Below are 19,232 nucleotides of genomic sequence, written 5' to 3'. Positions count from 1 at the left end.
TTTTTTAAAATTTAGCGTTGATACCCAATGTTACAGTTCTTGGCCTTGGGAAAGAAGTGTAATCAATACTAGCACTTGGTATACCAGTACCAAGGTCACCTGTACTAGATGATACTTCGGGATCTAAACCACTATAGTCGGTAATCAAGAACAAGTTTTGTCCTGTTAACGATAGTCTTAAACTTTTCAAAGTGCCATCGCCACTTAGTGGTACATTATAACCTACACTGGCATTTTGTAGTCTCACAAAATCACCGTTTTCAAGGTATAGTGTAGAAACTTCCTGACTTACGTTGGTGTCCAAAGCTCTTTGGGTAGCGTTTCTTGTTGTCTCAAAAGTTGGTCTGTTCAAGAATGCGTTCGCTGTATTGTTATATACATAGAATCCAAACTGACCTGTAAAGTATGCGGATGCATCCCAGTTTTTAACTCTAAGGTTAAGGGAAAGACCGGCATTTATATCTGGCAGACCGTCTTTATCCACAAAATCCTTTTGATCAGGGTTAAAGTCTGGATTACCGCTGCTGTCAACGGAATATTCAGCCATATAATAAGAGAATAGAGATCTTCCTTCTCCCAAACGTTGAGCAAATGCATCGGTTAGTCCAGGACCGTTCAATGCACCAAAGTTGGCAGTAATTCCGTTCAAGCCTTCAACTGTGTTTTTGTTGTAAGCAAAATTGAAGGAAGAGGAGAATGTAACGTCCTCCATCTGAATGAAGTCATAATTTAAAGCAACTTCAATACCTTGGTTGATTACTGTACCGTCCGTTAAGTTTTTAAAGACAAAAGGGTCAGCAGCTGGTGCAGCAGCACCTTGTCTGAACAATAGATCTTTGGTCTCTTTTCTATAAAAATCAAGGGAACCGCTGAATCTATCAAGATTGAAACCGAAGTCAATACCAACGTTCAGATCCAAAGTGGATTCCCACTTGAGGTCCGGGTTTTGTACTGCAACGGTCTGTGCACCTGGTCTAAGGATTTCACCACTGTCGCTAATACCTGGTTGAGAGAAACGAACCCTTCTTAAGAAGTTGGCATATCCAAGACCTTCTTGGTTACCGGTAATACCAGCACCCAATCTTAATTTCAATGTTGAAACATTGTCTCCTATGAAATCTTCTTCGTTAATTTTCCAGGCAAAGGCACCGGAAGGGAAATAACCGTATTGATTACTACCACCGAATTTTGAAGAACCATCAGCTCTTACCGTAGCGGTAAATAAAAACTTGTTGTTCAAGGAATAATTAGCCCTTGTGAAGAAAGATTGAAGTTCATCCGTATTGTCGAATGTATCTACCCAAACTGAAGTATAGGCTCCAGAGGAAACACCCAAGGAGGCAGTATCTTCGAAAGGATTGATGCTGTTGACAAAAGTACCGTTCGGAGCATAACCAGCTTGTTGGTATGGTCCGCTGATGCTTTCTCTAATTGTATTTACATCGTCTATCAAGGCAGAGCCCATCTCGTTCAAATCAGTAGTCGGTGCTTTCCATCCTTGTGAGTTGAACCCTTTTCTTTGGAAATCCTGAAAGGAATAACCTACAATTATATCTAGAGAGGAATTATCAAAATCCTTGTTATAGTTAAGTGTAGCTTCCAATAGCTGACTTGTTGCGTTTAGCGTGTTATAAGCCGATTGACCATTTCCTGTAACTCGGTTAAAGTTATTGGCATTTCCAGAAATAGACGAGATTGCCTTAGCATCAGAATCGTCATAACCTACGCTCACTTTAGCAGTCAATTCTGGAATTATATCATACTCAGCAGAAAAATTGATTAGAGCACGATCCGTATGAGTTACAGATTGGAAGTTTGCGAGGTAATTAGCAGGGTTCAGTTGGTTTCCTTCTAAGAAAAATACTGAGCTTGCCGGCCATGTTGGGTTGGCAGAATAAGCAGCACCAATTAAGTTACCACTTGCACCGGAAGTACCACTAATAGGTGGTGCATCGTCATTTACACGGGACATGGAAGCCTGAAGATTCAATCTTAGCTTATCATCCAAAAAACGATGGCTAGCATTTAATCTACCAGTAATACGTTCTTGTGCTGATTTTTCAATCACACCGAATTGCTTTCCGTAAGAGAATGTAGCTCTAACGTTACCGCTACCGTAGTTTCTTGAGTAAGAAAGGTTTTGGTTTTGTGATGCAACCGTCCTTGTAATATAATCTTGCCAATTTGTATTGTAACCGTAATCACTGGCATCAGCAATTTCTTGGCTTCTTATGGCAGCCGTTGTAGACAGGAATTCATCTCTGTTAAAAAGGTCATATTCGTTAGCAGGTGTGGAGATACTCAAATTGGAGCTAAATTCCCATACACCACCTTGACCAGTTCTACCACTTTTAGTGGTAATAATTACAACACCATTCGCACCACGAGAACCATATATTGCAGTTGCAGAAGCATCTTTCAAGATGGACATACTCTCGATGTCGTTAGGGTTGATAAAGTTCAATGGGTTTCTCGTAGCATTACTACCATTGATCACATCACCGCCAGATGGCGTTGTTGATTCCCCGGATAATGGCACTCCATCCACAACGAAAAGCGGATTGTTGTTGGAACGAATGGAATTAGAACCCCTAATTCTCAAGTTCATCCCTGCACCAGGCTCACCACTCGCTTGCGTAATCTGCACACCAGCGGTCTTACCTTGAATCAATTGTTCCGGTGAAGCGATGACACCTCCGTTAAATTCTTCGGAGGTTACAGCAGCAACAGAACCGGTCGCATCTTTTACAGTGGTTTGACCATAACCGATAATTACAACCTCATCCAAGGCTTGCGCATCTTCTTCCAAGGTAACATTAATGGTAGACTGGCCATTTACCGCAATTTCTACGGTCTTATAACCAATGTAACTAAAAACCAACGTGGAACTACCCTCAACATCGCTGAGCGTATAGTTACCATCAAAATCGGTCTGCGTACCATTGGTAGTGCCTTTTACCAATACGCTTGCCCCTGGCAACGGTCCGTTTGCATCCGAAACGGTACCTGATACTGTCTGAGCCTTTGCGACCCCAAAGCATAAAAATGCCCCAAGCAGCAAAAAGCTTTTTAGTAGCGTAATCTTCATAAATAATTAATTTTAAGTTTAGTTAATTTTAATTCAAGTGTTAAACATATATAAAAAAAAGGTTAATCGAAATTTAAGTATATTGCAAAATATCACGAAAACGGTTTCGTGTTAATAACTTTGAAGTGTGTGAGTATGACAAAACTTAAATTGTTAGTTTGCTGTTATCTCAATAAAAGCAATGAGATTTAAGAATTTAACAATAATAAGGACTAATATAAGGATTTTATTTTTTGAAATGCATTCTTAACCGAAAGAAGGTTTTTCAAATTTTCATACCCGTTTTGTTAAAAAATGTAATTTGTGCGCACCCTTGGATCTTTATTGAGTAATTTCCACAGCGGAATTAGTGTGCCCTAAAATATCATCATTGAAAGCAAAAATTACATTAAAAGATATAGCCAGAGAACTAGAGGTATCCATTTCAACAGTTTCCAAAGCCCTAAAGAACAGTGAGGAAATTAGCCGGGATACCAAAGAAAAGGTGCAGGCTTTTGCCAAACTTTACAATTATAAACCCAACAATATTGCAATTAGTCTTAAAAATAAGAGGACTAAAAATATTGGTGTCGTAATTCCAGATATAGTCCATCATTTTTTTACAACAGTAATACGGGGCATTGAAAAATATGCAAACGCCCGTGGTTATAACGTTATCGTTTGTCTATCCGAAGAATCTTTCGATAAAGAGGTCATTAATATGGAAATGTTGGCCAATGGAAGTATCGATGGGTTCATCATGTCCCTTTCCTCAGAAACACAACAGAAAGCTGATTACAACCATTTAAAAGAAGTTACCGATCAAGGGATTCCCGTAGTACTTTTTGACAGGATTACCAATGAGGTGGAATGTGACAAGGTTATTATAGATGATGAACTTGGCGCATACGAGGCAACAAAGAAATTCATCGACCAAGGAAAGAAAAGGATAGCCCTGATCACGACCGATGATTACTTAAGTGTTAGCAAGGCCCGAACAAAAGGGTACCGTAGGGCACTGGAAGAAAGTAGTCTCGGCATTGATGAATCCATGATATTGAAGATGCCCTCTATGGAAATGGATGAAGGATCCATAAAAACGTTTTTAAATACCAACGAACCAGATGCTGTGTTGTGCGTCAATGAAATATTTGCGGTGTACAGCATGCGTTTGGTGCAAGAGAAAGGATTGAAAATTCCTGAAGACATTTCATTTATTGGATTTACGGATGGTGTTTTGTCCAAATATGCCAACCCCAGTTTAACTGTAGTGGCCCAACATGGAGAAAAAATGGGCGAAGTTTCTGCTAAAATGCTTATTGATAAGGTGGAAAGTGAAGCAGAGGAAGAAACCTATCAAACCAAAATATTAGAGCCCACCTTGGTCATCAGAGACTCTATTGCCCATTGATTGAGTCGACTAACCAATTTTGACATGAGAACAATTTATGGTCTTATTTCATTCCTATCTATTTTTGCACTGATTTCTTGTAAAGATAAACCCGATAAAAAGTCCGATTCCCCACCTATGAAAAAGAAAGAAGTAGTCTATCAGGTATTCACACGTCTATTTGGAAACACCAATACTACTAACAAACCATGGGGCACCATCCAGGAAAATGGTGTGGGCAAATTTGCCGACTTTTCAGATAAGGCACTGTCCGAAATAAAAGGTTTGGGCGTTACCCATATTTGGTACACAGGAGTACCGCACCATGCTGTTATAAATGATTATACCGCTTATGGTATCTCCAATGATGACCCTGATGTGGTCAAGGGAAGAGCTGGTTCACCTTATGCGGTCAAGGATTACTATAATGTAAACCCCGATTTGGCGATAGACCCTTCAAAACGGCTGGAAGAATTTAAACAACTGATTCAACGAACCCACAATGCAGGTCTAAAGGTAATTATAGATATTGTTCCCAACCATGTGGCAAGAAATTATGAAGGAAAGACAAATCCAGAGGGTGTGGAGGATTTCGGAGCTTCCGACGATACATCCAAGGAATACGATGTTAACAACAATTTTTATTACATCCCCGGAGAAGCATTCCAAGTGCCCAAGTGGGAAGATGGATACCTACCCTTGGGAGGAGATGAAAATAGGTTGGCCGACTCGAAATTTGAAGAGATTCCCGCCAAATGGACAGGCAACGGCTCCCGATTGGCCCAACCCCGTTTTAACGATTGGTATGAAACAGTGAAAATCAATTATGGGATTCGCCCTGATGGTACAAAGGACTTTGACGAATTGCCCGAAGCATACCTCCAAAAAAATTATAAGGACCACTACGAGTTTTGGAAAGATAAAACGCTTCCTGACTCTTGGCACAAGTTTAAGGATATCACCGAATATTGGTTGGGTTTTGGTGTGGATGGTTTCCGTTTTGACATGGCCGAAATGGTGCCGGTTGAGTTTTGGAGCTATCTCAACTCCAATATCAAAATGATAAACCCCGATGCTTTCCTGTTGGCCGAAGTATATAATCCTAGTTTATACAGGGACTATATTCATAAAGGAAAAATGGACTACCTATACGATAAGGTGGAACTTTACGATAGCATCAAACATATTATGAAAGGGTATGGTTGGACGGATCACATTCCCGTAGTGCAAAAAGGAATGGCCGATATAGAACACCATATGCTGCACTTTTTGGAAAACCATGACGAGCAGCGTATTGCCAGTCCTGATTTTGTAGGGAATGCCCAATTAGGGAAACCTGCCATGGTTGTTTCCGCTACAATTAGCACCTCGCCAACCATGATTTATTTTGGACAAGAAGTTGGTGAGCCCGGAGCAGAAGAAGCCGGCTTCGGAAAACCAACAAGAACTTCCATTTTTGATTACATCGGAGTACCACACCACCAAAGGTGGGTCAACAACAAAGAATTTGATGGCGGGCAGTTGTCCGATGAAGAAAAAAAATTACGAGATTTTTATAAACGATTGTTGAATTTCACAATTAATAGTGAAGCTCTCATGGGCGAATACCAGGAGATTCACTTTTATAACAAGGATAATACCGAAGGTTATGACCATAGAGTGTTATCATTTGTGAGATGGTCTGAAAATGAGAAGCTCATTGTTGTTTCAAATTTTGATGTCCATAACCAATACAACTTCAATCTAAAAGTGCCTGAAGATGTTGTTTCCAAATGGCAATTGTCTGATGGAGAATACAATTTGGATGAAGCATTGTACGGGGAGGTACAAAAAACACTTAACATTATCAATGGCCAAGGGCAGATACAGGTTGAGTTGGAACCTTTGCAATCCTATATTTTTAACGTTAAGGAGTAAATTAATTTTAATTGTTTCTATGTCAAATTGTATTTTTAATGTTCAAAACCAATCCAAAATGAATAAAAACTTACTCATAGCTCTTGGAGCCGTTCTACTTTTAACTAGTTGCGAAATGACTAAATCAAAACCATTGGTAATAGGGCACCGCGGTGCCATGGGTCACGAGACTGAGAATACTTTGGCTTCCATAGAGAAAGCCATGGAGCTTGGGGTGGATATGATTGAAATCGATGTGTTCAAAATAGATAGCGGGGAAATCGTTGTTTTTCACGATGAAACGGTAGATAGACTCTCCAATTCTGGTGGTAATATTGAAGAATACAATATTGCACAAATTGGGCAACTTACGTTGGATGGAGGGCATAAAATACCTGTTTTGCAGAGTGTGCTCAAACGCGTAAATAATCAAGTCGCTTTAAACATTGAGCTAAAAGGAGCTGGAACGGCGGACAAGGTCAACCACATCATAACATATTACATCGAAAGCCGAGGTTGGAGCCCAGAAAACTTTGTAATCTCCAGTTTTAAATGGGACGAGCTAAAAAAAATGAGGGAATATAACCAGAATATCAAGATAGCAGTGCTGACCTCCGATGACCCATTGGAAGCATTACCTATAGCCAAGGAACTCAATGCTGTTGCCATAAACCCCGATTATAAAACACTTACCAAAGAAAACACTGTAAAAATCCAAAAAGAAGGATTCAAAGTATACACATGGACGGTAAACGAACCCGAAGACATTCAAAAAATGATTGAGTTTGGGGTCGATGGTATTATCACCAATTATCCGGAACGTGTGAAATAATGTTCGACGTCATAATAGTTGGAGGTGGTGCAGCAGGATTTTATGCAGCCATTCAGATAGGAGAGCTTTCACCCGATATGAAGGTGGCTATTTTTGAACGGGGCAAAACCGTTCTTTCCAAAGTAAAGGTGTCTGGAGGAGGACGATGCAATGTTACGCATGGCGAGTTTTTACCCAGGACCTTGGCCACAAACTATCCAAGAGGTGAAAAGGAGTTGCTGGGTCCCTTCCATAAATATGCACCCACCGATGTCATGGCCTTTTTTGAAGAACGGGGCGTACCCCTTAAAATTGAAGAAGATGGCCGAGTGTTCCCAAAAAGTGATTCTTCACAAAGCATAATAGATTGTTTGGTTGGCGAAGCTGACCGATTAGGGGTTCAAGTACTGAAAAATAGCTCCGTAAAGGCCATCAAGAAGTTAAATGAGGGCTGGCAAGTCACCACTATGAACAAACACTACCAGACTAAAAAGCTATTATTGGCCACAGGCAGCAATCCCAAAATCTGGAAACAACTGGAAACCCTTGGACATCAAATTGTACCGCCCGTGCCCTCCCTGTTTACTTTCAATATCAATGACAAAAGAATTCAGGGCATCCAAGGAATAAGTACATATGCTACTGTAGAGGTTATGCCAAAAAAAACATTCCATATCGATAAAAAAAGCCTGAACCTTAAGAGTAAATTAAAAGATGAGGCAGTTCTTTATTCAGATGGTCCACTTTTGATAACCCATTGGGGCTTGAGCGGCCCAGCTATTTTAAAGTTGTCCGCTTGGGGAGCGAATATGCTTCACGATTTCAATTATTCGTTTAGAATAAAAGTGAACTGGTTGCCAGATTATAGCACTGGATCAATGGAGGCCTATCTCAAGAAGGTTAAAGAATTGGAAGCCAAGAAAACCGTTGTGCGCACCAATGTAACAGAACTTCCCAAACGCTTGTGGAAGCGTTTGGTGGAAGCTGCAAATATAGCGCCCGATGAAAGATGGGGGGATATTAACAAAGGACAACTACAAGCATTGGCCGAACAATTGACGGCTTCATCATTTAAGGTGGAAGGCAAGAGCACCTTCAAAGAAGAGTTCGTTACTGCTGGGGGCGTAGACTTAAAAGAAATCAACTTTAAGACCTTCGAGAGCAAATTGCATCCGAATCTTTATTTTGCTGGTGAAATCATCAATGTGGATGCCATCACGGGAGGATTCAACTTTCAAAATGCATGGACAGGGGCATATATTGCTGCCCAGGCCATTGCCTCATAAAAATTATTGTAGAGCCAAAGCGATCCATGCTGCTATCGAGGCCCCTAATATAGGCCCAACTACAGGTATCCAGGCATACCCCCAACCATTGGAGCCTTTGTTTTTTAAAGGTAATAGGGCATGAACGATTCGTGGTCCCAAATCCCTGGCAGGGTTAATAGCGTAGCCCGTTGTTCCGCCCAAGGACAGACCTATGCCCCAAACTATAAGTGAAACCGGCAAAGCACCCAAAGAGCCCAATCCAATAATGGCATCTTCGGTGGATAGGACAGCATCCGTAAAGTAAAGCACGGAAAACACCAGAACAAACGTTCCCAAAACCTCGGAGAAGAGATTGGTAAAGATGTTCGGAATTGCAGGGGCCGTACAAAAAACACCTCGTTTGGTACCTCCGTCTTCAGTCGCATTAAAATGATCTTTATTGACCAGCCACACACAAAAAGCTGCGAACATAGCTCCGATAAATTGGGCCAGGATATAGGTTGGCACCTCGCTCCAAGGAAATTCACCTGCTACGGCCAATCCAATGCTTACTGCGGGATTGATATGTGCCCCACTATGGGGTCCGGCAACCACAACACCGGTATAAACAGCAAAAGCCCAACCCGTAGTGATTACTATCCAGCCAGAGCTGTTACCGTAGGTTTTTTGTAGGGATACGTTGGCATTTACGCCACATCCGAGTACCATCAGCAAAAAAGTACCTACAATTTCAGATACAAAAGGAGTCATATAAAGGAAATGTTAGTGTTTATGTTATTTGAAAATTAAGGGTTCTCTGTCCAGAATTCCAACGCTTTTATGGCTTTGTACCAACTCTTGATGCCTTGATCAATGGCGGTACGCTCTTCTGTAGGTTTAAAATGTACATCCGTTTGCCAAATATCCTGAATTTCTTCTTGACTTTTCCAATAGCCAACGGCCAAGCCAGCCAAATATGCGGCTCCCATTACGGTGGTTTCCACAATCTTTGGTCGTACGGTAACGGTGTTCAATACATCGGCTTGGAATTGCATTAGCATATCGTTTACTGTGGCACCGCCATCAACACGTAGTTCTTTTATGGAAATACCGGAATCTGCTTCCATTGCTTTAAGGATATCCATGGTCTGGTAGGCAATGGACTCCAAAGCGGCACGGGCAATGTGGGCATCGGTGCTGCCTCGAGTAAGCCCAAATATGGTTCCTTGTGCCTTTTGGTTCCAATGGGGAGCGCCCAACCCTGCAAATGCTGGAACAAAAACAACACCTTCTGTACTGTCCACCGAACTCGCAAGTTTTTCTACCTCAGCCGAGGTTTTTATGATGTTTAAGCTATCCCGTAACCATTGCACCACGGCACCTGCGATAAAAATGCTTCCCTCAAGGGCATATTGCGTTTTTCCATTGATTTTCCAAGCCACAGTGGTAAGCAGGTTGTTGTCGGAAACAATCGGTTTTTCTCCTATGTTCATCAACATAAAACAACCTGTACCGTATGTATTTTTAACCATTCCTTTTTTTGTGCACATTTGCCCGAACAAGGCAGCTTGTTGATCCCCCGCGATTCCTGCAATCGGTATGGGAGTGGCAAATAAATTGGGCGTGGTATGGCCATAAACTTCACTGGACTGCTTTACTTCGGGAAGCATGCTTTTGGGAATCGTCAACAATTCCAAAAGCTCATTATCCCAATCCATGGTATTGATGTTGAACAGCATGGAACGGCAGGCATTGGTCACATCTGTGATGTGAAGCCCTCCATCCGTCATTTTCCAAATAAGCCAAGAATCAATGGTTCCCATAACCAAATCACCTGCTTCCGCTTTCTGTCTTGCACCCTCCACATTGTCCAAAATCCATTTTACCTTGGTGCCCGAGAAATAAGAATCTATGACCAATCCTGTTTTTTCCCTGATCATAGCGGATTTGCCTTCTTTTTTTAATTCATCGCAATAATCAGAGGTACGTTTGTCTTGCCAAACAATGGCGTTGTAAATAGGTTCACTTGTGTTTCTGTCCCAAACTACAACCGTTTCCCTCTGATTGGTAATGCCAATGGCAGCCATTTGAGATGCCTTCAGCCCTTTTTTGCTCACAGCTTCTGCGGCCATTCCTGCTTGGGTCGACCAGATTTCATCAGGGTCATGTTCCACCCAGCCTGGTTTGGGGAATATTTGCGTGAATTCTTTTTGTGCTACGGAGATAATGGTTCCCTTTTGATCAAAGACCACGGCACGGGAACTGGTCGTACCTTGGTCCAAGGCAAGGATATATTGATTCATTTTGTTAATTTAAGTGCGTTTGAATTTACTAAAATTAATTTGGGTTTGAAATCCATCTTTATGGGGAATACATATATAGGTTTGCTACGAGGAATCAATGTAAGTGGTCAAAAAAAGATAAAAATGGCCGATTTGAGGCTGGTTTTGGAAGAAAACGGTCTAAAAAACGTGAAAACCTATATCCAAAGTGGAAATATTGTTTTTGACCATAAACAGGTAGATGCGAATAAACTTGAGGAAATTATCGCATCCACCATCCGTGCACATTTTGGCTTTGATGTACCCACCTTGATTATTCAGAAAGATGATGTTGAACAAACCCTAAAAGTCAACCCTTTTTTAGAAGAGTCTGAAGAAAATAATTTGTATTATGTTTTGCTTAAAAACCCTCCTAGGGAGGAGTTGATAGCACAGTTCAATGAGCTTCAGTTTGAAAATGAAAGGTTTCTGGTTACCGATACTTGCGTATACCTCTTTTGTGAAAATGGCTATGGTAGGGCAAAGCTCAATAACAATTTTGTTGAAAAAAAGCTAAAAGTAGAAGCTACGACCCGAAATCATAAAACGATGCTGAAATTATTGGAAATGACATCTACTTAACCGTTGAGTTCCCAAATTTTGTAATTGAGGGCAGAGGCAAAGGCCACCCATAGCACATAAGGAATCATTAAAAGTGCAGCGGGTTTGCTTATGACCTTAAACCATTTTATGGTGAGTATGATCATGGTCAACAAGGCGAGGATCACGATCATTCCGCCCAGTGGATTTTTAAGCCCAAAGAAAACTATGCTCCATAAGGCATTGAGCAACAACTGGAACACAAAATGGTACAATGCCGTTTTTACCCAAATATGGTGATAACCCTTGGACCAAACAATGCCCGCTGCAATTCCCATCATAATGTACAATGCCGTCCACACGGGGGCAAAAAGATAATTCGGAGGGGTAAACGATGGCTTGTTCAAGGTAACATACCAATCATTGACGGAACTCTGGGTCGCAATACTGGCAAGAAAACCAATAGCAAGGCAGACCAAAACACTTATGGTTATGTAAACTATTCTTTTTTTCATGGTTGGCGCAACTTTGACTAAAATAAGAATTTATTTGAATCCGATTTCCAGTAAGTTTGTCGCTGCTTATATTTGTTCAAACTTCCACGCTCAATGACGGAAAATGATTTTTTGACTGGTGACTATCAGAATTTGCCCGAAAAAGGTAAAGTCACTTGGAAGGCACCCAGCAATATTGCACTTGTGAAATACTGGGGAAAACGCCCCGTTCAGATTCCAGCCAACCCATCCATAAGTTTTACACTGGATGCTTGCGCGACAACCACTTCCGTTTCTTTTGAGAAAAAGGACAGTAAGGATGATTTTTCTTTTGATTTGTTTTTTGAGGGAAGGTCAAAGGAAGGTTTTAAACCTAAGATACGGACATTTTTGGAGCGGATTGAGACGTATCTTCCCTTTTTGAAGGAGTATCATTTTGCCATTGAAACCTCAAATTCCTTTCCGCACAGCAGCGGTATTGCTTCATCGGCAAGTGGAATGGCGGCGCTATCGTTGTGTTTAATGGATATTGAAAGACAATTGAACCCCACAATGGAAGAAGAAGTTTTCCATGCAAAGGCATCATTTTTGGCCCGCTTGGGTTCTGGAAGTGCTTGCCGCAGCATAAAGGGCAATTTAGTCCAATGGGGAGAACACGCCAACATACCCGAGAGTTCCGATTTGTACGGCATTGCATATCCGTTCGAGGTGAATCCCGTTTTTAAGAGCTATTGCGACACCATTCTTTTAGTACATAAAGGACAAAAACAAGTGAGCAGCACGGTAGGCCACCAATTAATGCACGGTCACCCTTATGCCGAAAACCGATTTGAACAGGCATTCTCCAATTTGGACAAGCTAAAAACCATATTGGAAAATGGCGATTTGGAAGCGTTCATCAAGTTGGTTGAAAGTGAGGCACTTACTTTGCACGCCATGATGATGACCAGCATGCCCTATTTTATGTTGATGAAACCCGACACCTTGGAAATCATAAATAAAATTTGGCAATACCGCGAAGAAACTAAAACGCCAATATGCTTTACGTTGGATGCCGGTGCCAATGTGCATTTGCTTTATCCAGCATCCGAAAAGGAAAAAGTGCAGGATTTTATCAAAGATGAATTGGCCATACATTGCGAAAATGGGCATTACATTAATGACCGGGTAGGACAGGGAGCAACTAAAATAAACAACTAAAAATGAACAGCTAAGCTGTTTTTTTACGTTATTTGCCATGATTTTAGACCAAAGAAAACAGGTTTTTCAGGATAAAATTTATTTGTTTATCTAATTTTATAAAAGATTAAACAAAATTTGTTTGTATCTTAGTAGTGTTATATGAAAGGTCCATTATTTTATTCCAAGATTTTATTGTTCGGGGAGTACGGCATTATCAAAGACTCCAAAGGACTATCAATACCCTATAATTTTTTTAAAGGAGCGCTGAAGCGGGAGAAGAACGATTCCAAAATGGCGCAAGAATCCAATAAAAGTCTTAAGGCCTATGCTGAGTACCTTAAAGTGCTGGAAATTAAGGAAGAAGGTTTGGTTTCTTTTGATATAGAAGCTTTGGAAAAAGATGTAGACAATGGTATGTACTTCGACAGTTCCATTCCCCAAGGTTATGGAATTGGGAGTAGTGGTGCATTGGTCGCTGCTATTTACGACCGTTATGCTACGGACAAAATCACTGTTTTGGAAAACTTGACCCGAGAAAAATTGCTTCAGTTGAAGAAAATTTTCGGGAAAATGGAATCTTTTTTTCACGGAAAATCATCTGGATTGGATCCGTTGAACAGTTATTTGAGCTTGCCGATCCTTATCAACTCCAAAGATAACATAGAGTCCACTAGTATTCCATCCCAAAACACCGAAGGAAAAGGAGCCGTTTTCTTATTGGACAGTGGAATGACAGGCGAAACGGCACCAATGGTACAACTCTTTATGGAGAACATGAAGCAGGAAGGTTTCCGAAATATGATCAAGGACCAGTTTATTAAACATACAGATGCATGTGTTGAGGACTTTCTTAACGGCAATGTAAAATCGTTGTTTGGAAATTTGAAGCAACTTTCCCATGTAGTTTTCGATCACTTCAAACCTATGATTCCATCCAAATTCCATCAACTTTGGCAAAAAGGAATCGAGACCAACGATTATTACCTTAAACTTTGTGGTTCAGGTGGAGGAGGATATATTTTAGGCTTTACCCAAGATTTGGAAAAGGCCAAAAAAGCACTTGAAGGCCATACTTTGGAAGTAGTGTACAACTTCTAAAAGCAATCCCATGCTTAGTAGAAAAAACAAACTCTTGCTTTTTAAGCTGTTGAGTCTGTTTTCCGTGGTTCGGGGTTACAATATCCTTGTAATCACCTTGGCGCAATATCTGGCCTCCATTTACATTTTGGCACCCAATACTCCTTTAAGGGATGTGGTTTTGGACCTAAATCTTTTTCTTATTGTTACAGCCTCGGCACTGACTATTGCGAGTGGTTATATCATCAATAATTTTTATGACGCTGAAAAAGACCTGATCAACAAACCCACCAAGAGTATGTTGGATCGTTTGGTGAGCCAACGATTTAAGCTTACCACCTATTTTATACTCAACTTTTTAGCTGTGTTTGCCGCCAGCTATATTTCTTTTAGGGCGGTGCTGTTTTTTTCTGCCTATATATTTGGAATATGGATATACTCCCATAAGCTTAAGCGAATCCCATTCTTGGGTAACTTGGTGTCCTCCACTTTGGCCATTTCCCCTTTTTTTGTAGTTTTTGTCTACTATAAAAATTTCCAGACCGTAATTTTCGTCCATGCCCTTTTCTTGTTCTTATTGATTTTGGCCCGAGAAATGATCAAAGATTTGGAGAGTATGCCTGGGGATATGGCCCAGGACTATAAAACCATTCCTATTATTTACGGTCCCAACGTATCAAAATCCATGATTACCTTATTGATTGCATTGACATTGATTCCCGCCCTTTTGCTTATCAGGACTTTCGATGTGGGCTATATGCACCTGTATTTTATAGCATGTATTGCGCTCTTGATTTTTTTCTTGGTTTTATTGTGGAAAGCAGATACCAAAAAGCACTACGTTTGGCTGCACAACATCATTAAATTTATCATCGTTGCCGGGGTTTTTAGTATTCTTTTGATTGATGTGGATGTGGTGTTGAACCGAATTTTGTAATTCTTTGTTCTTTAGGTTTTTTGGAACTTAAAAAGACTACATTTGCAAAAAAAAGTGACTGATGGCGAAATCAGACAATAGCAGGGGCAAAAAGCCTTCTAAAAACTTCAAGGGCGGTGATAGAAAAAAGCCGTTCAACAAAAATTTTTCTTCAAGGCCCAAGCAGAACACACCGCAGAAAAAATCCAATCCCGATGAAATTCGATTGAACCGTTACATTGCCAATGCGGGCATTTGTTCCCGAAGGGAAGCCGACACTTATATCGCTGCAGGCAATGTTACCGTTAACGGTAAAACAATTACCGAAATGGGATATAAGGTTAAACGTTCCGATGATGTCCGTTTTGATGGAAAACGGCTCAACTTGGAAAAGAAAGAATACATTTTGCTCAACAAACCCAAGAACTTTATCACGACCACGAGTGATGAAAAGGGTCGTCGTACTGTAATGGAACTGATATCCAGTGCCTCGAACAACAGATTGTTGCCCGTGGGCCGTTTGGATAGAAATACTACCGGATTGCTGCTTTTCACCAACGATGGTGACCTTACCAAAAAACTTACGCATCCCAAGCACAATGTGCGCAAGATTTACCATGTGCATTTGGACAATAATTTAAGCCTAGGTGATTTGCACAAAATCGAAGAGGGTCTCGAATTGGAAGATGGCCCTATTTCAGTGGACAGCATTAGTTATATCCAAGGTGCACCCAAACGAGAGGTAGGCGTTGAAATCCATAGTGGAAGAAACCGCATTGTACGCCGTATTTTTGAACACTTGGGATACAATGTCACTAAATTGGATCGCGTAATCTTTGCAGGATTGACCAAAAAAGATCTACCACGTGGACATTGGAGGCACTTGACGGAGCAGGAGGTCATCAATTTAAAGATGATTAAGTAATCCTTTTTAGGTATTTGCAAACGAGATAAGGGAAGTTACCTGGTTTTAAGCAAAAAACCTGGTGCTGCTTGACTTGCCTATACTTTGGATTGACAGATTCCGATTACTTGTTGAACCAATACGTAAACTTAAGCGTCAACGACCATAAATTGCCTTCGAGCGGGGATAATTGCTCGTTGTTGTTAAACACCAAAAACAGGTCGGAAGCAGGTGCGTAACGCCATTGCAATCGGGAATTGATGCCAAAGTTATTGCTCTGTTCGTTGTATTGAAAAAGCGTGTTCCAAAACAATTTATTGGTAAAGGTAATATCCGCCTCGGTACCAACGAGCCAAAAATCGGTGGTGTACCATGGTTGCGGTAAGTCCAGATTATTGTAACTGAGAGTGGCTCCCAAACTCACGTAGGGCTGAAAGCGATATCCCAATTGTGCATTGATATTGGTGCGGTATCCTCCAGAAAAATATCGCCCCAGTCTTGAGGTCAAATTATAGGTAAATAAACTTTTGGGGCGCGAGCTGTATTGTAAATAAACCCCATTCCAGTGGTGGCGCGTACCTGCCTCCAATTCCTCTTTTCCTGTGTTGGTAGGATCGAACGGAGCCAATAGCTGTACATATTCGTTAAAAACATCAACACCCAGAGAACTGCGGTCCATAAAGTTTACGGCATATCCTAAAATGGATACATAATCAGTGGAGTTCATGCTAGGGTCGAAGTAGTAAAAACCTGTGTATTGGGGCCCGTGACTCACCACCTTTTCACTAGCTGGCAAAAAAAGATGCCCAATAGAACCTTGCAGTTTGATATAGTTGTTCCGGGGCACAAAACCCACTTCGGAAGTAAAATTTTCCGAAATGTATTCCTGCTGAACCCGCCAGTTCCACTTTCGGCTACTGTAGGCTAAATGTGCACCTTGCGCAAAGCCGTTGTACGAGGAATCCGGTCCGAACGATTTCAGCATAAAAACCTTTCCGTTGTATTTATTGTCGGCAGAGGCCAAGTTATATTCCAGACCAAGATTTCTGTTGAACTGGGTGTATTCCGTTTTTAGGCTATCGGCCAATGCATTATAGTCCAAGGACTCCTTGTTCACGAACATTAATCCAATATTAGAGCGCGAGAAAACCTTTTGCTGCAAAGAAAGCACTGCGAAGTTCTGACTGGGCAGCCCTGTTTCGTCCACGTTGTCGGTCTGCATATCCATCAAACCCAAACGTAGGTTCCTGTTTAGGTTGCCACTTACCCTGGCACCAGCAATAATAGGTACGCCCAAACCAATTCTACGTGAAAAAAACGGGCGAATGGCATCGTAGCCAAAACTGGCGAATAAATCTGCATTTTCAAGGAAAAATTGCCGTCTTTCTGGAAAAAAGAGCTCAAAACGGGTCAAATTTGCCACTTGGCGGTCTGCTTCAACTTGCGAAAAATCAGGGTTGATGGTGAGGTCCAAGTTCAATGAGGAGGTTAGACCGAGTTTTATATCGCCCCCTACCTTAAACTCATCATCATATGTAATATCTTCAATGCTCGAATTGCCCACGGTTCCCAATACATAGGGAATAATGGAATAATTGAGTCCCTGTTTTGGGGGCGGATTGTCCCAGACCATAGTACCTGTGTAGGCCAAAGAGGCTGTGGGAAACTGTCTTGGAATTGGCGTCCAGCTTGATTTTTCGTTGGTGCTCAAATCCAATCTTGAAAAATTGACGCCCCATTCGGTTACATCTTTTTCGTATCGGATGGATTTAAAGGGAATGGCCATTTCCACTACCCATTTATCCTCGTAATTCTGTACTTCCGAGACCCATTTACTGTCCCAGTTAAGATCTACGCGGCCTCCATTGAACATGGTACCATCCCATTGTGCGCCATAAGCGTTTGCACCAAAACTAAATCCTGTGGTCTGGTTGTTGAAGGGGTCCATGAACAATAAAAAATTATCGTTTCCTCCAAAGGAGAAGTCCCTGCGCAGTGATTCCACCACGTAGGTATTGCCCGGAGTTTTGTAAAAAGTGGCCAAAAGATATAGTTGCTTGTCGTCATAGGCCATCTTTACTTCAGAGGGTTGTGTGGCTTTACGGTCGTCCATGGGCAATACCATAAAGAAATCGTTGGCAGCTTCTGCTTTTTGCCAAGTATCCTCGTCACCGACACCATCAATGGTGAAGGTTTCGTTGGTTTTGAACAAATGTATTTTGTAATCGGCATTTTTCTTTTGGGCATGTGAGAACACGCAAAAGAACATGGCAAGTGCCATGAAAACGGGGGATAAAAAGGCTCGGTTGTTCATTGTTTGTTTAGTGCTGCAAAAGTAATAATTTACTTTCATTTTTAACAATAAAACATGAGGGCTACCACTACTAAACGACCAGACTTAAATTTTTGGGTTTATAGTGGTTTGGTTTAATCCTCCAAACTGCTGAACTCCACAAACTCGTATTGCGGTGAAGCCTCCAGTAATTGGCGTAAAATAGCAGCGTGCCCATTGCCAAAAATTACCAAAATACGCTCTTCGGGACTTTCGGTAATCTGAACCAGTTTGGAAAATATGCGAGCATTACGGTTGTACCACCAAATGGATAAATTATCCGCACCTTGAAGGCCGCCGGTGGCAAAAGCACCTGTCAGGTAAAGTCCAAAGTTTGCATTGTGCGCTTCGCGGGAATTCATGGATTTCAAATAGTCCAATAAATGAACAGGTTTCATCATTTTATCCCTATGCTCAAAATAGGCTTCGGCATATTTCCAATAGGGGTCTTCGGTGTTCCAGTTCACCTCACCAACCAATGATTTTAGAAAAACGGAGTCTTTCTCATAAAGAGAATCACTTAATGCCCAAGTGTCTATACCGTAAATGGAATCCAATCCCAGATCGGAAGCGATGCGCATACCCAATTGGAAACGCTCATCACGATTGTCTCGGTACGCCCCGTTTTTGTACGCTTCATACTTTTGCATGGTTTTCCACTGCGGTCGGGCCTCAATCGCAATTTTGGTAGGCTTAAATCTTTTGATGTGGGCCACCAGCTCCTCTAGCTCTGACTTTTTGGGTTCTTTGAGCACATCAATTTTGTTTTCATCGGCCGATTTTAACTGGTCCAATCCTGGGAAATTGAAATGAAAAGTACCCACGACCAGAACCTTGGTTTTTTGGCCAGGATAAAATTCGGAAGGAGGTTTTAATTGGGTTTGACCAAAGGAAAAAGTGGATACTAAAACGAAAAGAACAGAAAACAGGCGCATGGTTTTGGTTTTCTTTTAAGGATGATGGAGCGCGCGTATTGTTACAGTGTAAATGAAATAACCTTGCCTATACGTAAAGTTTTAGTTGGCTGCACTTATCGTAAAGGATATGATTCCCAT

15 protein-coding genes are annotated in these 19,232 nt (G+C 41.3%); 9 read left to right on the top strand and 6 right to left on the bottom strand.

The genetic code is table 11. The features are described 5' to 3' along the window. Nucleotides 1-4: 4 nt before the first annotated feature. On the bottom strand, nucleotides 5-3,088 hold the full coding sequence (locus J0654_RS16315) for a SusC/RagA family TonB-linked outer membrane protein (RefSeq protein ID WP_207030184.1): 3,084 nt from the start codon (nucleotides 3,086-3,088) through the stop codon (nucleotides 5-7). A gap of 370 nt (nucleotides 3,089-3,458) precedes the next feature. Here J0654_RS16315 and J0654_RS16310 point away from each other — a divergent pair, with 370 nt between their 5' ends. The 4 genes from J0654_RS16310 (at nucleotide 3,459) to J0654_RS16295 (ending at nucleotide 8,450) form a co-directional block, all read left to right on the top strand. Beyond that, nucleotides 3,459-4,478 (top strand): LacI family DNA-binding transcriptional regulator, encoded by a 1,020-nt coding sequence (locus tag J0654_RS16310; protein ID WP_207030183.1) that lies wholly within the window; start codon nucleotides 3,459-3,461, stop codon nucleotides 4,476-4,478. Nucleotides 4,479-4,502: 24 nt separating this feature from the next. After that, nucleotides 4,503-6,374: an alpha-amylase family glycosyl hydrolase gene (locus J0654_RS16305; protein WP_207030182.1), complete on the top strand. Its 1,872-nt coding sequence runs from the start codon at nucleotides 4,503-4,505 to the stop codon at nucleotides 6,372-6,374. Nucleotides 6,375-6,489: 115 nt separating this feature from the next. Further along, a complete protein-coding gene (locus J0654_RS16300) occupies nucleotides 6,490-7,185 on the top strand; it encodes a glycerophosphodiester phosphodiesterase (protein WP_207030181.1) in 696 nt (231 codons plus the stop codon). Further along, nucleotides 7,185-8,450, top strand: a complete 1,266-nt coding sequence (locus tag J0654_RS16295; protein ID WP_207030180.1) for a BaiN/RdsA family NAD(P)/FAD-dependent oxidoreductase — start codon at nucleotides 7,185-7,187, stop codon at nucleotides 8,448-8,450. Before J0654_RS16300 ends, J0654_RS16295 begins: the two co-directional genes overlap by 1 nt. A gap of 3 nt (nucleotides 8,451-8,453) precedes the next feature. Here the strand turns inward: J0654_RS16295 and J0654_RS16290 are convergent, their stop codons facing one another. Both J0654_RS16290 and glpK read right to left on the bottom strand, forming a co-directional pair. Next, a complete protein-coding gene (locus tag J0654_RS16290) occupies nucleotides 8,454-9,182 on the bottom strand; it encodes an MIP/aquaporin family protein (protein ID WP_207030179.1) in 729 nt (242 codons plus the stop codon). 35 nt (nucleotides 9,183-9,217) lie between these two features. Further along, complete coding sequence (gene glpK / locus J0654_RS16285) at nucleotides 9,218-10,714, bottom strand: glycerol kinase GlpK (RefSeq protein ID WP_207030178.1); 1,497 nt, start codon at nucleotides 10,712-10,714, stop codon at nucleotides 9,218-9,220. A gap of 60 nt (nucleotides 10,715-10,774) precedes the next feature. On the opposite strand from glpK, the gene J0654_RS16280 reads away from it, so the two are divergent. Further along, a complete protein-coding gene (locus J0654_RS16280; protein ID WP_237686031.1) occupies nucleotides 10,775-11,314 on the top strand; it encodes a DUF1697 domain-containing protein in 540 nt (179 codons plus the stop codon). Here the strand turns inward: J0654_RS16280 and J0654_RS16275 are convergent. Beyond that, a complete protein-coding gene (locus J0654_RS16275; protein WP_207030176.1) occupies nucleotides 11,311-11,787 on the bottom strand; it encodes a TspO/MBR family protein in 477 nt (158 codons plus the stop codon). The genes J0654_RS16280 and J0654_RS16275 overlap by 4 nt on opposite strands. Nucleotides 11,788-11,880: 93 nt before the next feature. Between J0654_RS16275 and mvaD the strand changes: the two genes are divergently transcribed. The 4 genes from mvaD to J0654_RS16255 all read left to right on the top strand — a co-directional run bounded on the left by mvaD (nucleotide 11,881) and on the right by J0654_RS16255 (nucleotide 15,866). Further along, on the top strand, nucleotides 11,881-12,966 hold the full coding sequence (mvaD, locus tag J0654_RS16270) for a diphosphomevalonate decarboxylase (protein ID WP_207030175.1): 1,086 nt from the start codon (nucleotides 11,881-11,883) through the stop codon (nucleotides 12,964-12,966). A gap of 141 nt (nucleotides 12,967-13,107) precedes the next feature. Beyond that, the gene (locus J0654_RS16265; protein WP_207030174.1) at nucleotides 13,108-14,046 is read left to right on the top strand and encodes a mevalonate kinase family protein; all 939 of its coding nucleotides are present in this window, start codon (nucleotides 13,108-13,110) and stop codon (nucleotides 14,044-14,046) included. A 10-nt stretch (nucleotides 14,047-14,056) separates the two neighbouring features. After that, complete coding sequence (locus tag J0654_RS16260; protein ID WP_207030173.1) at nucleotides 14,057-14,962, top strand: geranylgeranylglycerol-phosphate geranylgeranyltransferase; 906 nt, start codon at nucleotides 14,057-14,059, stop codon at nucleotides 14,960-14,962. Nucleotides 14,963-15,023: 61 nt separating this feature from the next. Further along, nucleotides 15,024-15,866, top strand: coding sequence for a pseudouridine synthase (locus J0654_RS16255; protein ID WP_207030172.1), 843 nt, complete (start codon nucleotides 15,024-15,026; stop codon nucleotides 15,864-15,866). A gap of 103 nt (nucleotides 15,867-15,969) precedes the next feature. Here the strand turns inward: J0654_RS16255 and J0654_RS16250 are convergent, their stop codons facing one another. Together J0654_RS16250 and J0654_RS16245 are read right to left on the bottom strand one after the other, a co-directional pair. Continuing rightward, the gene (locus J0654_RS16250) at nucleotides 15,970-18,159 is read right to left on the bottom strand and encodes a DUF5916 domain-containing protein (RefSeq protein WP_207030171.1); all 2,190 of its coding nucleotides are present in this window, start codon (nucleotides 18,157-18,159) and stop codon (nucleotides 15,970-15,972) included. 113 nt (nucleotides 18,160-18,272) lie between these two features. Then, nucleotides 18,273-19,112 carry a DUF5694 domain-containing protein gene (locus J0654_RS16245; protein WP_207030170.1) on the bottom strand — a complete coding sequence of 280 codons (840 nt, stop codon included), beginning with the start codon at nucleotides 19,110-19,112 and terminating at the stop codon, nucleotides 18,273-18,275. Nucleotides 19,113-19,232 lie beyond the last annotated feature (120 nt).

The sequence above is a fragment of the Flagellimonas profundi genome, from assembly GCF_017313275.1.
GTDB lineage: Bacteria > Bacteroidota > Bacteroidia > Flavobacteriales > Flavobacteriaceae > Flagellimonas > Flagellimonas profundi.
The sequence above is the reverse complement of the archived record's forward strand: the minus strand, read 5'-3'. Positions and strand labels throughout refer to the sequence as shown.